The 13,044-nt window shown below is 46.0% G+C and carries 16 protein-coding genes and 1 rRNA gene (1 of these 17 cut by a window edge); 14 read left to right on the forward strand and 3 right to left on the reverse strand.

Annotated features, from left to right (window positions below):
- Window positions 1–44: 44 nt before the first annotated feature.
- The 9 genes from U2H13_RS00870 (at window position 45) to U2H13_RS00910 (ending at window position 6,716) form a co-directional block, all read left to right on the forward strand.
- Window positions 45–989: a DNA-directed RNA polymerase subunit alpha gene (locus U2H13_RS00870; RefSeq protein ID WP_003156549.1), complete on the forward strand. Its 945-nt coding sequence runs from the start codon at window positions 45–47 to the stop codon at window positions 987–989.
- A 77-nt stretch (window positions 990–1,066) separates the two neighbouring features.
- Window positions 1,067–1,429, forward strand: coding sequence for a 50S ribosomal protein L17 (gene rplQ, locus U2H13_RS00875; protein ID WP_003156550.1), 363 nt, complete (start codon window positions 1,067–1,069; stop codon window positions 1,427–1,429).
- Window positions 1,430–1,560: 131 nt separating this feature from the next.
- Window positions 1,561–2,406: an energy-coupling factor ABC transporter ATP-binding protein gene (locus U2H13_RS00880; RefSeq protein WP_007615256.1), complete on the forward strand. Its 846-nt coding sequence runs from the start codon at window positions 1,561–1,563 to the stop codon at window positions 2,404–2,406.
- The gene (locus tag U2H13_RS00885) at window positions 2,382–3,251 is read left to right on the forward strand and encodes an energy-coupling factor ABC transporter ATP-binding protein (protein WP_376700622.1); all 870 of its coding nucleotides are present in this window, start codon (window positions 2,382–2,384) and stop codon (window positions 3,249–3,251) included. The genes U2H13_RS00880 and U2H13_RS00885 overlap by 25 nt, the downstream gene beginning before the upstream one ends.
- Window positions 3,248–4,045, forward strand: coding sequence for an energy-coupling factor transporter transmembrane protein EcfT (locus tag U2H13_RS00890; RefSeq protein WP_014416755.1), 798 nt, complete (start codon window positions 3,248–3,250; stop codon window positions 4,043–4,045). The genes U2H13_RS00885 and U2H13_RS00890 overlap by 4 nt, the downstream gene beginning before the upstream one ends.
- 12 nt (window positions 4,046–4,057) lie before the next feature.
- Entirely contained in the window at window positions 4,058–4,801 is a 744-nt protein-coding gene (gene truA / locus U2H13_RS00895) for a tRNA pseudouridine(38-40) synthase TruA (protein WP_017419475.1), read from the forward strand.
- A 159-nt stretch (window positions 4,802–4,960) separates the two neighbouring features.
- Window positions 4,961–5,398 (forward strand): 50S ribosomal protein L13, encoded by a 438-nt coding sequence (rplM, locus tag U2H13_RS00900; protein WP_003225844.1) that lies wholly within the window; start codon window positions 4,961–4,963, stop codon window positions 5,396–5,398.
- Between the two features lie 20 nt (window positions 5,399–5,418).
- The gene (gene rpsI / locus U2H13_RS00905) at window positions 5,419–5,811 is read left to right on the forward strand and encodes a 30S ribosomal protein S9 (protein WP_003225846.1); all 393 of its coding nucleotides are present in this window, start codon (window positions 5,419–5,421) and stop codon (window positions 5,809–5,811) included.
- 137 nt (window positions 5,812–5,948) lie between these two features.
- The gene (locus U2H13_RS00910) at window positions 5,949–6,716 is read left to right on the forward strand and encodes a class I SAM-dependent methyltransferase (protein WP_007410414.1); all 768 of its coding nucleotides are present in this window, start codon (window positions 5,949–5,951) and stop codon (window positions 6,714–6,716) included.
- Window positions 6,717–6,729: 13 nt separating this feature from the next.
- On the opposite strand, the gene U2H13_RS00915 is transcribed toward U2H13_RS00910, so the two are convergent.
- A complete protein-coding gene (locus tag U2H13_RS00915) occupies window positions 6,730–7,203 on the reverse strand; it encodes a DinB family protein (protein ID WP_021494144.1) in 474 nt (157 codons plus the stop codon).
- 130 nt (window positions 7,204–7,333) lie between these two features.
- Between U2H13_RS00915 and U2H13_RS00920 the strand changes: the two genes are divergently transcribed.
- The 3 genes from U2H13_RS00920 to U2H13_RS00930 all read left to right on the forward strand — a co-directional run bounded on the left by U2H13_RS00920 (window position 7,334) and on the right by U2H13_RS00930 (window position 9,683).
- A complete protein-coding gene (locus tag U2H13_RS00920; protein WP_011996201.1) occupies window positions 7,334–7,777 on the forward strand; it encodes a DUF2521 family protein in 444 nt (147 codons plus the stop codon).
- 60 nt (window positions 7,778–7,837) lie between these two features.
- Window positions 7,838–8,551 carry an N-acetylmuramoyl-L-alanine amidase CwlD gene (cwlD, locus tag U2H13_RS00925; RefSeq protein WP_014416759.1) on the forward strand — a complete coding sequence of 238 codons (714 nt, stop codon included), beginning with the start codon at window positions 7,838–7,840 and terminating at the stop codon, window positions 8,549–8,551.
- Between the two features lie 79 nt (window positions 8,552–8,630).
- Window positions 8,631–9,683 carry an Mrp/NBP35 family ATP-binding protein gene (locus U2H13_RS00930; RefSeq protein ID WP_021494143.1) on the forward strand — a complete coding sequence of 351 codons (1,053 nt, stop codon included), beginning with the start codon at window positions 8,631–8,633 and terminating at the stop codon, window positions 9,681–9,683.
- A gap of 32 nt (window positions 9,684–9,715) precedes the next feature.
- On the opposite strand, the gene gerD is transcribed toward U2H13_RS00930, so the two are convergent.
- A complete protein-coding gene (gene gerD, locus U2H13_RS00935; RefSeq protein WP_014304224.1) occupies window positions 9,716–10,273 on the reverse strand; it encodes a spore germination lipoprotein GerD in 558 nt (185 codons plus the stop codon).
- 107 nt (window positions 10,274–10,380) lie between these two features.
- Here gerD and kbaA point away from each other — a divergent pair, with 107 nt between their 5' ends.
- Window positions 10,381–10,977 (forward strand): KinB-signaling pathway activation protein, encoded by a 597-nt coding sequence (kbaA, locus tag U2H13_RS00940; protein ID WP_014416761.1) that lies wholly within the window; start codon window positions 10,381–10,383, stop codon window positions 10,975–10,977.
- On the opposite strand, the gene pdaB is transcribed toward kbaA, so the two are convergent.
- On the reverse strand, window positions 10,978–11,742 hold the full coding sequence (gene pdaB, locus U2H13_RS00945; protein ID WP_014416762.1) for a polysaccharide deacetylase family sporulation protein PdaB: 765 nt from the start codon (window positions 11,740–11,742) through the stop codon (window positions 10,978–10,980).
- A 337-nt stretch (window positions 11,743–12,079) separates the two neighbouring features.
- Between pdaB and U2H13_RS00950 the strand changes: the two genes are divergently transcribed.
- Window positions 12,080–13,044, forward strand: a 16S ribosomal RNA gene (locus U2H13_RS00950); it runs 585 nt beyond the window's last position.

Consider the following 13,044-nt stretch of genomic DNA (forward strand, 5'->3'; position numbering starts at 1 on the left):
GATTCTATTCGAGGTTTCGACGTTTTGAAGGAGGGTTTTAAGTAATGATCGAGATTGAAAAACCAAAAATCGAAACGGTTGAAATCAGCGACGATGCCAAATTTGGTAAGTTTGTCGTAGAGCCGCTTGAGCGTGGATATGGTACAACTCTGGGTAACTCCTTACGTCGTATCCTCTTATCCTCACTCCCTGGTGCCGCTGTAACATCGATCCAGATAGATGGTGTACTGCACGAATTCTCGACAATCGAAGGCGTTGTGGAAGATGTTACAACGATAATCTTGCACATTAAAAAGCTTGCATTGAAAATCTACTCTGATGAAGAGAAGACGCTTGAAATTGATGTACAGGGCGAAGGAACTGTCACAGCAGCTGATATTACACACGACAGCGATGTTGAAATCCTTAATCCGGATCTTCATATCGCGACTCTTGGTGAGAATGCGAGTTTCCGAGTTCGCCTTACTGCACAAAGAGGACGTGGGTATACACCTGCTGATTCGAACAAAAGAGACGATCAGCCTATCGGCGTGATTCCGATCGATTCAATCTTTACGCCAGTTTCTCGTTTATCTTATCAGGTAGAAAACACTCGTGTAGGCCAGGTTGCAAACTATGACAAACTTACACTTGATGTTTGGACTGACGGAAGCACTGGACCGAAGGAAGCAATTGCTCTCGGTTCAAAGATTTTAACTGAACACCTTAATATATTCGTCGGTTTAACTGACGAAGCTCAGCATGCTGAAATCATGGTTGAAAAAGAAGAGGACCAAAAAGAAAAAGTTCTTGAAATGACGATTGAGGAACTTGACCTTTCTGTCCGTTCTTACAACTGCTTGAAGCGTGCGGGCATTAACACGGTTCAAGAACTTGCGAACAAGACGGAAGAAGATATGATGAAAGTTCGCAACCTGGGACGCAAATCGCTTGAAGAAGTGAAAGCGAAACTAGAAGAACTTGGACTCGGCCTTCGCAAAGACGATTGATCTAGTTTCCATGTGAACTAGGATTTTCGTGTGTTTTTTATTTAGAAACAGCATTCCATTAAAGGAGGGGACATCACATGTCATACAGAAAACTAGGACGTACGAGTTCACAGCGTAAAGCTATGCTTCGTGATCTTACAACAGATTTGATCATCAACGAAAGAATTGAAACAACTGAAACACGTGCGAAAGAACTTCGCTCTGTTGTTGAAAAGATGATCACTCTTGGTAAGCGCGGTGACTTGCATGCTCGTCGTCAAGCTGCTGCATACATTCGCAACGAGGTTGCTAATGAAGAAAATAACCAAGATGCACTTCAAAAATTATTCTCTGACATTGCAACTCGTTACGAGGAGCGCCAAGGCGGATACACACGTATTATGAAGCTTGGTCCTCGCCGTGGTGACGGTGCACCAATGGCAATCATCGAATTGGTTTAATCACATATTTTTGTGTATCTAAAGAAGGGCGGGACAGTTTCTAACTGGATCTATGCCCTTTTTTTAGATATCAGAACTTTTTATCATGAGACAGACAAGCAGAGCTATAGCTGAGAGGAGGCCAGGCGCCCGTGGATCAAAAACAGCTTATATCCGTTAAAGACATTCTATTCCGTTACCGCAAAGATGCAGAAAGACCGGCGCTGGACGGTGTGAGTCTGGAGGTATACGAAGGAGAATGGCTTGCTATCGTAGGCCACAACGGTTCAGGGAAGTCGACTTTGGCCAGAGCGCTGAACGGGCTGATTTTGCCTGAGGCCGGAGAAATTGAAGTCGGCGGCATCAAGCTGACTGAGGATACCGTGTGGGATGTGCGAAAAAAAATAGGGATGGTCTTTCAGAATCCCGATAACCAATTTGTCGGAACGACTGTTCGCGATGATGTGGCTTTTGGTTTAGAAAACAATGGTGTTCCGCGCGAAGAAATGATTGAGAGAGTAGATTGGGCTGTCACACAAGTCAATATGCAGGATTTTCTTGATCAAGAGCCGCACCATCTCTCCGGAGGTCAAAAACAAAGAGTGGCGATCGCGGGAATTATTGCCGCGCGTCCTGATATTATGATTTTGGATGAAGCGACATCCATGCTTGACCCGATTGGGAGAGAAGAAGTCCTTGATACTGTCAGACGCTTAAAAGATCAGGGCATGGCCACCGTCATTTCGATAACACATGACCTGGAAGAAGCAGCAAGGGCGGACAGGATCATTGTGATGAACGGCGGCAGGAAATATGCAGAGGGCACGCCTGAAGAGATTTTTAAATTAAACGAAGACTTGGTTCGCATCGGTCTTGATTTGCCTTTCTCATTCCAGCTCAGCCTGCTTTTGAAAGAAAGCGGACTGGCGTTAACGAAAAACCATCTGACTCAGGAAGGGCTGGTGAATGAGCTGTGGACATTAAAATCAAAGATGTAGAACACCGCTATCAAATGAAAACACCGTTTGAACGGTTGGCTCTGTATGATATCAATGCCGTGATAAAAGAGGGCAGCTACGTTGCCGTCATCGGGCATACAGGGTCGGGCAAATCGACGCTCCTGCAGCATTTAAACGGTTTGCTGAAACCGACTAAAGGACAGCTTGAACTCGGGAGCTCGATTCTGGCAGCCGGTAAAAAGAATAAAGACCTTAAGACTTTGCGAAAAAAAGTCGGAATCGTTTTCCAATTTCCCGAACATCAGCTGTTTGAAGAGACTGTGCTGAAGGACATCGCATTCGGACCGATGAATTTCGGTGTAAAAAAAGAAGACGCTGAACGGAAAGCAAAAGAAATGCTGGGGCTTGTGGGCCTTCCGGAAGACATTTTGAATCGTTCACCATTTGAGCTCAGCGGCGGCCAGATGCGCAGAGTGGCGATTGCCGGCGTTCTCGCGATGGAGCCGGAAGTGCTGGTTTTGGATGAACCGACGGCCGGTCTTGATCCGAGAGGGCGCCAGGACATTATGGACATGTTCTATGCGCTTCATCAGCGGGGAAACCTGACTACCGTTCTCGTCACCCACAGCATGGAGGACGCCGCCCGCTATGCTGACGAAATGATCGTCATGCACAAAGGAACCATTAAAGCGACGGGGAGTCCGCGTGACTTGTTTGTAAAAGGTGAAGAGATGGCCGAAATGGGACTGGATCTTCCTGAATCGGTAAAGTTTCAGAGACGGCTTGAGAAGGCTCTCGGAGTCAAGTATGAGAAACCCATGCTGACCCTGCAGGATGCCGCCAGTGAAATTAAGGCTTTCTTTCAGGAGGAAAAGGACCAATGATGGACAGCATGATTATCGGAAAGTATGTTCCCGGATCATCGCTTATTCACCGATTGGACCCGCGAACAAAACTTGTCAGCATCTTTCTTTTTGTATGTATCGTTTTTTTGGCAAACAACGTACAGACGTACGCTTTGCTCGGTTTGTTTACATTCGGGGTGATTGCCTTAACACGCGTGCCGTTCAGCTTTTTGCTGAAGGGGCTTAAGCCGATTATCTGGATTGTGGCGTTTACCTTTTTATTACACATTTTCATGACACATGAAGGATCTGTCATTTTTCGGCTTGGCTGGTTTAAAGTGTATGAGGGCGGACTTATACAGGGGATTTTTATCTCCCTCCGTTTCGTTTACCTTATCTTTATGACGACGCTGCTGACGCTGACAACAACGCCGATTGAAATAACGGATGGAATGGAGCAGCTCCTGAATCCTTTTAAAAAGGTGAAGCTGCCCGTACACGAACTCGCATTGATGATGTCGATATCGTTGCGATTTATCCCGACATTGATGGAAGAGACAGATAAAATCATGAAGGCGCAAATGGCAAGGGGTGCGGACTTTACAAGCGGCCCGGTGAAAGACAGAATCAAAGCGGTTGTTCCGCTGCTTGTCCCGCTGTTTGTCAGCGCCTTTAAACGCGCGGAAGAGCTCGCGGTCGCCATGGAGGCGAGAGGCTACCAGGGCGGTGAGGGGAGAACGAAATACAGAAAGCTCGTCTGGACCGGAAAGGATACCGGAGCTATTCTGCTCATCATCGTATTAGCCGTGTTATTGTTTTTCTTAAGAAGTTAGAGGTGCTGCTGAATGAGAGTGAAATGTACCATTGCTTATGACGGGCATTTATTTAACGGATATCAGGTTCAGCCTGGAAAGCGGACCGTTCAAAGTGAATTGGAAAAAGCCCTGGCCGTCATCCATAAAACGGACGGCAGAGTGCCTGTTTACTCATCCGGCCGCACGGACAGCGATGTTCATGCTGCCGGACAGGTCATTCATTTTGATACGCCGCTGTCCATCCCGGCTGAGAAATGGCCGTTTGCGCTCAATGCCCTGCTGCCTGATGATATTGCCGTCAAAACAGCAGAGATTGCGGATGATGGGTTCCATGCACGATTTAGCGCGGTCCAAAAGGAATATCGCTACATTGTATATACGGAGAAACACCCGGACGTATTTAAACGACATTACGCTTACCATTTTGCATATCAGCTTAATGTGCAGAAAATGAGGGAAGCTTCAAGGCACCTCATCGGGACACATGATTTCACAAGCTTTTGCGCGGCTGATACCGCGGTTCAGGATAAGGTCAGAACGATTTACGAGCTGGATTGGACTGAGACCGGGGACGGCCTGCAGATGCGGATCACCGGAAACGGTTTTCTCTATAATATGGTCAGAATCATTGCCGGAACGTTATTGGATACAGGAGCTGGAAAATTTTCTCCCGATGATGTAAAAGCAATGCTCGAAGCGAAAGATCGCGAAGCCGCGGGGCGCACCGCACCGGGGCACGGGCTGTATTTATGGAGCGTTTGCTATGACAACTAAACCAGGTGTAACATTTTCTTGACAGAGTCTGCATAAAGTTATAAGATATCATATGGTATGTATTTCAACCCCACGATAAGCCCCGGAACTTATTGTGTTGTGAAATAGAACGTAATCGAAGATTATTGAAAATGACAGATCATTTAGGAGGGAAATTCAATGCGTACAACACCTATGGCTAACGCAAGTACTATTGAACGCAAGTGGTTAGTTGTTGATGCTGCTGGCAAGACTCTAGGACGTCTTTCTACAGAAGTTGCATCTATCCTTCGCGGGAAACACAAACCGACTTACACACCGCACGTTGATACTGGAGATCATGTGATCATCATCAACGCTGAAAAAATCGAGTTAACTGGTAAAAAGTTAACTGATAAAATCTACTACCGTCACACTCAACATCCAGGCGGATTAAAATCAAGAACAGCTCTTGAAATGCGTACAAACTACCCTGAGAAAATGCTTGAGCTTGCTATCAAAGGCATGCTTCCAAAAGGTTCTCTAGGTCGTCAAATGTTCAAAAAATTGAACGTATACCGTGGTTCTGAGCATCCACATGAAGCACAAAAACCTGAAGTTTACGAACTTCGCGGTTAATTAAAAAGGAGGTTACCAATTTGGCACAGGTTCAATATTACGGTACTGGCCGTCGTAAAAGTTCTGTAGCGCGTGTGCGCTTAGTTCCAGGAGAAGGTCGTATCGTCGTTAATAATCGTGAAATCAGCGAGCACATTCCATCTCCAGCTCTAATCGAAGATATCAAACAACCATTAACTTTAACTGAAACAGCTGGTACTTATGATGTTTTAGTAAACGTACATGGAGGCGGCTTATCTGGTCAAGCTGGAGCAATCCGTCATGGTATCGCTCGTGCTTTGCTTGAAGCAGATCCAGAATACCGTGCAACACTTAAACGTGCTGGTCTTCTGACTCGTGACGCTCGTATGAAAGAACGTAAAAAATACGGTCTTAAAGGCGCTCGTCGTGCACCTCAGTTCTCAAAACGTTAATCGTTTTGGATTGCAAAAACCACAACTCCTTGGTTGTGGTTTTTTTGTATTTTTTTCTCATATTCAAGAGGTTATCCGATGTTTTTCTAGAATTGTTTGTTATACTCTATTCATTACCAATAAGGAGCGCAGTTATAATGAATAAGTTAGTCATACATAACAGCAAGGCATGGGATAAAAAAGTCGAAACAGGCAATGAATGGACGGTTGCGGTTGATTCTCATACGATTGGTGAAGCGAAAAAAGGCAATTGGAGCATCAGGATGACCCCCGGAAAAGATGTGCCGGCGGATTGGTTTCCGCCCATAGACGGTCTGAAGGTTCTTTGTCTCGCTTCAGGAGGAGGACAGCAAGGCCCGGTCCTGGCTGCTGCAGGAGCGGATGTCACCATCTTTGACAATTCGGAAAAACAGCTTGCGCAAGACAGAATGGTTGCCGAGCGGGACGATCTTACGCTTCGGACTGTCAAAGGCAGCATGAATGATCTGAGCTGTTTTGATGATGAGTCATTTGATTTTATCGTGCACCCGGTATCGAATTGCTTTGTTGATACGGTTCTTCCTGTATGGAAAGAAGCTCATCGCGTATTGAAAAAAGGCGGGTCTTTAGTCTCCGGTTTTGTAAATCCCGTCGTGTTCTTATTTGATATGGATTTAGAGCAGGAAGGCGTCCTAAAAGTAAAGTATTCCATTCCGTTTTCGGATGAAAAAGATCTGAGTAAGAAAAAGGTAAAGGAACTTATTGATAATCATGAAGCGCTTGAATTCGGCCATACGCTGGAGGATCAAATTAAAGGTCAGATTGACGCAGGCTTTATGGTTGCCGGTTTTTACGAGGACAAAGGCGGCCTCGTGCTGGATGAATACATTAATACATACTCCGTAACAAGAAGCATTAAAATATAAAAACGGCATCCCGTCAGAGGTGCTGTTTTTTTGCGGCTTTTTCCTGCGGACGGCTGATCACATTAGCCGAAACCGGTTCTATTCCAATTTCTCTGGCCCAAACCGACAGTTGTCCGATATGGTGAATCTCATGCGCAAGGATGTGGCGGAGAATATCTTCTTTAGGAAAGGTTTGGTCCATCCAGTCCGGCGTAACAAGATCCGGTCCTTTGCGGGAGACCGCATGAATGACATCCTCCCGAAACTGTTCAGACAGCTTTCTGAGATCCTGAATGCTCGTATAGTCAGACTCAGCAGGTAAAACATCATCTTTACCTAAAATGGCACGAGCCCAGCTGATCTCGACATCAATGATATGAAATAAAGTCCGCAAGATGCTCTCCATTCCGCCCGTCCGGTTTTTCGTCAGTTCCTCCCGGCTCAGCTTTTCACATATCATAAACCACTCGTCACGCACCGTCCAATTGTATTGAAACAGCTTTTTCATAACGTCACCTCAGCTCTTTCTTCTTCCAGTTAACATAAAACTCCTTCATTTGGGAGGATTTCCACTATCAACAAAGCATGCTTTTTCCCTTTTCCTTTCAAAATAACAGTAAAAAGGAGCGTGGCTGGCAATGGCAGAAGTATTATCTTTTTCAGACGTGAAACGGCAGAAGGATTTTGAGCTTGAGAAGAGTTTACTAAAGGAGCTGTCACTGACGCAGATCATTCAGTCCGTAAAAGCATGTCTTACCCCTTTGTTTCCCTTTCTTCAAGACGAAAACGGCATTCTGAGTGAAGGATGCATAGATTTTGCAATTGAAGCGTATTTATTAGGCGGCCGGTTCGGCGTCTTTGGCTATTATGGTGAGTCTTTGCAGAGGGCAAACGCCCGTTCGGCTGAAGAAGAGGAAGAACTGACGGTCGATTTTTTTGAATATCTTTGCAATTGGACGCATGAGCAATATTCTTCCGTTAAACAAAAAGAAATCTATGAAGCGTCCTGCCGGTTTATCAACAGCTGGTGGACGGAAGGATTTCTGCAAAGAGAAAAACAATGTAAGCTCCGCATGAGGTAATCATAATTTCTTCCCTTGTCCCATACTTATTAATAACGGGGACAAGCGGGAGGGAAAGGTATGGCAAAAAAGCTGAAATGGCTCGGTTTTTTACTTGGCTTTATCATATTATTGTGTTTATTCCGGTTTCAATTCCATAATGATGATTCCTGGCGGCCGTGGAGTCTGCCGCTGAGCGGAAAAATCATCTATCTCGATCCGGGACACGGCGGGCCGGACGGAGGCGCCACGGGAGGCAGTCACCTTGAAAAGGACATTACTCTCGAAGTGGCCTCCAGGGTAAGAGACTATTTGCAGGAGCAGGGAGCTTTGGTCATTATGACGCGGGAGACGGATACTGATTTAGCTCCTGAAGGGACGAAAGGCTACAGCAGACGCAAAGCGGAAGATCTGAGAAAGCGCGTGGAAATCATCAACCGTTCAGAGGCGGAGCTTTATATCAGCATTCATCTGAACGCCATACCGTCACCGAGATGGAGCGGCGCCCAAAGCTTCTACTATGGAAAATACGAAGAAAATGAAAAAGTGGCAAAATATATACAGGACGAATTGAGAATCAATTTGGAGAATACAACGAGAAAGGCAAAACGGATACACGGCATTTACTTAATGCAGAATGTAACCAAACCGGGCGCGCTGGTGGAAATCGGATTTCTGTCCAATCCCGCGGAAGCGAAAAGGCTCGGACAGCCCAAATATCAGGACAAAATCGCTTCTTCCGTGTATAAGGGCGTATTGAGATACTTCACAGAGAAAGGAGACCCTCCCGAGTAAGGAGGGTTTTTCGCCGATTCTATGTTTAATATATGGTATAATACCATTTGTAAACGAATACACAAAGGGTGAGGGTTCGATGATAAGAGAAGATGAAGTAAGAAATATAGTCGGAAACATGCGCGAACCTTTTCTTCATAGACCGCTGGGAGAATTGGATGCCATTAAAGAAGTAAAGATCAAGCCGGAAAAACGGCATGTCAGTGTAAAAATTGCACTGGCAAAAACGGGGACGGCTGAACAGATGGGCATTCAGCAGGAAATCGTATCCGTTCTGAAAGAAGCGGGTGCGGAAACTGTGGGACTGCGGTTTGAAGAGCTGCCGGAAGAAACATTGGCGAAATTCAGCCGGCCGGCTGTTGAAAGCGAAACCCTGCTGAATAGGAAACATCCGCCGGTCTTTCTTGCGGTGGCAAGCGGAAAAGGCGGTGTCGGCAAATCAACGGTTTCCGTCAACCTGGCCATTTCTCTTGCGCGGCTCGGAAAAAAAGTCGGCTTGATTGACGCGGATATATACGGATTCAGCGTGCCGGACATGATGGGTATTACAGTTCGCCCGACAGTAGAAGGAGAAAAACTGCTTCCTGTCGAAAGATTTGGAGTAAAGGTTATGTCGATGGGCTTTTTCGTCGAAGAAAACGCTCCGGTTGTGTGGAGAGGGCCGATGCTGGGCAAGATGCTGAATAACTTCTTCCATGAAGTTGACTGGGGAGAGGTTGACTATATCGTTCTTGATCTGCCGCCCGGCACGGGTGATGTGGCGCTCGATGTACACACAATGCTTCCGAGCTGCAAAGAGATTATCGTATCAACGCCGCACCCTACAGCCGCATTTGTAGCGGCGAGAGCGGGTTCTATGGCGATTAAGACCGATCATGAAGTTGTAGGGGTCATTGAAAATATGGCTTACTATGAAAGTGCAAAAACCGGCGAGAGAGAATATGTGTTCGGTCAAGGCGGGGGAGATAAGCTTGCAGAGGAATTGCAGGTGCCGCTGCTTGGCAGAATTCCTTTAAAACAGCCTGATTGGGACAAGGACCAGTTTGCGCCTTCTGTCTATGACAGAAGTCATCCGATCGGGGAAATTTATATGGGGATCGCCCAGAAAGTCATTGAAAAAACAGCTGAATAAAAAAGGGGCCGGGATCAACACGGCCCGGCCTTTTATTGGCTTTCTTTTTCAGAGCTTGAAGCCGCTTTTTTCAATTCATCCTCGAATTGCTTTTTGAAAAGCGGGCTGGAAAGTGTCTCTGTAATTACATCTTCTAAGTAACTGCGGAACTTTTGGCTTTTCACCAGCTCATAGTATTTTTTATCCATGCCGGGGTCCTGCATGATCTGCATAAAACTTTTCTGATAATCAGGGTCCTTCATCAGTTTTTTTATGATTTTTTCATGCTCGGGCTGAAGAGTTTTTGCAAAGCTCTCGGCGAACTTTGAGTCTTCAAAGATGGTTTTCCAGAACTCCGCCCCTTTTTTAGAGGTGAGGGTTTTCTCTATTGTGCCTTTAATGGCATTTTGATCAATCACCAATGCCTCATTCATCGCATCATCATTTAATATTTCCTTAATTGCTTTTTTTCCATCATCTGTCTTTAATATATCAACAACCATTTTTTTAGTCTGGTCATAATCCATATCCGCTGCTTGGTCTTTTGGAGCACAAGCTGTTACAGATAATACAATAAAACAGCTTATCAATAGCGTTTTGGCTTTTGACATGCATAAGCTCCTTCCTTACTTGTACTTATTTTTAATATGATTCATCGGAATGGATTTATACATAACAAAATATCGCTGAACGCGATTGTCAGGGGGATGAATAAGAGATGAAAAGCCGCGGGCTTGTTCGATTTTTCTTTTCGATTTTAGCTGTGGGCGCTCTTATTACAAGCGTCGTGGGATTTGCTCTGAAGTGGGGGGAGTACAAGGGGTTCTTCCTGAATTTTGATGCCGGTCAGATTTTCTCCGTTCTGATCTGGTTTATCGGGGTAGGCATGATTTTCAGTGTGATCAGCCAGATGGGATTCTTCGTTTTTTTGACGGTGCACCGGTTTGCCCTTGAAATTCTCAGATCAAGCTCGCTTTGGAATCTGCTTCAGCTGTTTATCATTCTGTTTGTCGCTTTTGATTTAATGTACGTCAGATTTTTGTTTTTCGGAGAGCGGGATGACTCGATTGCGGGGTTTGTCTGGCTGCCGCTGGCTCTGCTTGCCGTCGGCCTGTTGACGGCATATATAAAACAAAAGCAGTCCTCAAAAAATACGTTCGTTTCATCATTATTTTTAATGGTCGTTATTACAGCGCTTGAATGGGTTCCCGCGCTACGAGTGAATAATGAGGACTGGCTTTATTTAATGCTGATTCCGCTGATGGGCTGCAATGCGTTTCAGCTGCTAATGCTGCCGAAGTTTGCCCAGAGGTAGTTATTTCACTTCTGATGACTTGACGTCAGTATTTGCGATCAGGTCGCCGACTGTCACGTTTTTCAGTCCTTTTTGCTTTAAATTGTGAATAATGGCGGGGAGCGCTTCTTCAGTCTGTGTTGCTGAATCAGAGGCGTGCAGCAGGACAATGTCGCCGCCTTTTATATGACTGTTTACATTTTCAATGATTTTATCAGGGCCGGGATTTGTCCAATCCTGCGAGTTAACGCTGTAATGAACCACTGAATAGTGGTACTTCTGTGCAATGGTAAGAACCTTTTTATTAAATTGTCCGGTCGGCGGGCGGAGTAAATGAACATTCTTCACACCCAGCTTTTTAAATGCAGTCTGGGCCCGGAGGATATCTTTTTTTATTTCATTGTCCTCTAGGTTGGTATAATTCTTATACGCATATCCCATGCTGCCGATTTGATGTCCGTCTTTTACCATACGTTCAACTGTGTCCGGGTGCCGTTCCGCCCAAGAAGCTGACAGAAAAAAAGTGGCGTTTTTAATGCCGTTTGCTTTTAGCGCGTTCAGAATCGGAACCGCTTTTTCGTCGCCCCAGCTGATATCGAATGTTAATGCGACTTCGCCCGCTTTCGTCTCCCCTTTAGAGATCGCCTTCGGGCCGCTATCAGTTAAAAATACAGGAAGGGGGACGGCTCTCTGTATATAAAAAAAGCTGGCTGCTGCAAATGCGGCAATGATAATAATAAGCAGCTGTTTTATCCTTCTGATGTGCCACACGTAGAAGTGATTCACTGATGACGCCTCCTTATCTTGTCCATGCTTGATTACATCGTATGCCGCGGCGGAGATGAATATAACGAAATACGTTTTAAAAAAAATGAAAAAAACACTTGCTAAATTCAGCGAATGCATGGTATATTATTAAACGTCGCTGATGAACAGCAGACAACAAAAAGCTTCGGAAACAACTTAAAAAAACTTGTTGACATAAAAGAAGCTGAGTGGTAAGATAATAAAGCTGCTTCAACAAGCGGTAATGATCTTTGAAAACTAAACAAGACAAAACGTACCTGTTAATTCAAAGTTTTAAATAAATCGCACAGCGATGTGCGTAGTCAGTCAAACTACTTTATCGGAGAGTTTGATCCTGGCTCAGGACGAACGCTGGCGGCGTGCCTAATACATGCAAGTCGAGCGGACAGATGGGAGCTTGCTCCCTGATGTTAGCGGCGGACGGGTGAGTAACACGTGGGTAACCTGCCTGTAAGACTGGGATAACTCCGGGAAACCGGGGCTAATACCGGATGCTTGTTTGAACCGCATGGTTCAGACATAAAAGGTGGCTTCGGCTACCACTTACAGATGGACCCGCGGCGCATTAGCTAGTTGGTGAGGTAACGGCTCACCAAGGCGACGATGCGTAGCCGACCTGAGAGGGTGATCGGCCACACTGGGACTGAGACACGGCCCAGACTCCTACGGGAGGCAGCAGTAGGGAATCTTCCGCAATGGACGAAAGTCTGACGGAGCAACGCCGCGTGAGTGATGAAGGTTTTCGGATCGTAAAGCTCTGTTGTTAGGGAAGAACAAGTGCCGTTCAAATAGGGCGGCACCTTGACGGTACCTAACCAGAAAGCCACGGCTAACTACGTGCCAGCAGCCGCGGTAATACGTAGGTGGCAAGCGTTGTCCGGAATTATTGGGCGTAAAGGGCTCGCAGGCGGTTTCTTAAGTCTGATGTGAAAGCCCCCGGCTCAACCGGGGAGGGTCATTGGAAACTGGGGAACTTGAGTGCAGAAGAGGAGAGTGGAATTCCACGTGTAGCGGTGAAATGCGTAGAGATGTGGAGGAACACCAGTGGCGAAGGCGACTCTCTGGTCTGTAACTGACGCTGAGGAGCGAAAGCGTGGGGAGCGAACAGGATTAGATACCCTGGTAGTCCACGCCGTAAACGATGAGTGCTAAGTGTTAGGGGGTTTCCGCCCCTTAGTGCTGCAGCTAACGCATTAAGCACTCCGCCTGGGGAGTACGGTCGCAAGACTGAAACTCAAAGGAATTGACGGGGGCCCGCACAAGCGGTGGAGCATGTGGTTT

Source organism: Bacillus sp. A1 (assembly GCF_042296235.1).
Taxonomy (GTDB): domain Bacteria; phylum Bacillota; class Bacilli; order Bacillales; family Bacillaceae; genus Bacillus; species Bacillus velezensis.

Excerpts from the sequence above, each read along its gene's own strand:
- U2H13_RS00870 (WP_003156549.1), top strand. The coding sequence starts at position 45 with ATGATCGAGATTGAAAAACCAAAAATCGAAACGGTTGAAATCAGCGAC.
- rplQ (WP_003156550.1), top strand. The coding sequence starts at position 1,067 with ATGTCATACAGAAAACTAGGACGTACGAGTTCACAGCGTAAAGCTATG.
- U2H13_RS00890 (WP_014416755.1), top strand. The coding sequence starts at position 3,248 with ATGATGGACAGCATGATTATCGGAAAGTATGTTCCCGGATCATCGCTT.
- truA (WP_017419475.1), top strand. The coding sequence starts at position 4,058 with ATGAGAGTGAAATGTACCATTGCTTATGACGGGCATTTATTTAACGGA.
- rplM (WP_003225844.1), top strand. The coding sequence starts at position 4,961 with ATGCGTACAACACCTATGGCTAACGCAAGTACTATTGAACGCAAGTGG.
- U2H13_RS00910 (WP_007410414.1), top strand. The coding sequence starts at position 5,949 with ATGAATAAGTTAGTCATACATAACAGCAAGGCATGGGATAAAAAAGTC.
- U2H13_RS00915 (WP_021494144.1), bottom strand. The coding sequence starts at position 7,203 with ATGAAAAAGCTGTTTCAATACAATTGGACGGTGCGTGACGAGTGGTTT.
- U2H13_RS00920 (WP_011996201.1), top strand. The coding sequence starts at position 7,334 with ATGGCAGAAGTATTATCTTTTTCAGACGTGAAACGGCAGAAGGATTTT.
- cwlD (WP_014416759.1), top strand. The coding sequence starts at position 7,838 with ATGGCAAAAAAGCTGAAATGGCTCGGTTTTTTACTTGGCTTTATCATA.
- U2H13_RS00930 (WP_021494143.1), top strand. The coding sequence starts at position 8,631 with ATGATAAGAGAAGATGAAGTAAGAAATATAGTCGGAAACATGCGCGAA.
- gerD (WP_014304224.1), bottom strand. The coding sequence starts at position 10,273 with ATGTCAAAAGCCAAAACGCTATTGATAAGCTGTTTTATTGTATTATCT.
- kbaA (WP_014416761.1), top strand. The coding sequence starts at position 10,381 with ATGAAAAGCCGCGGGCTTGTTCGATTTTTCTTTTCGATTTTAGCTGTG.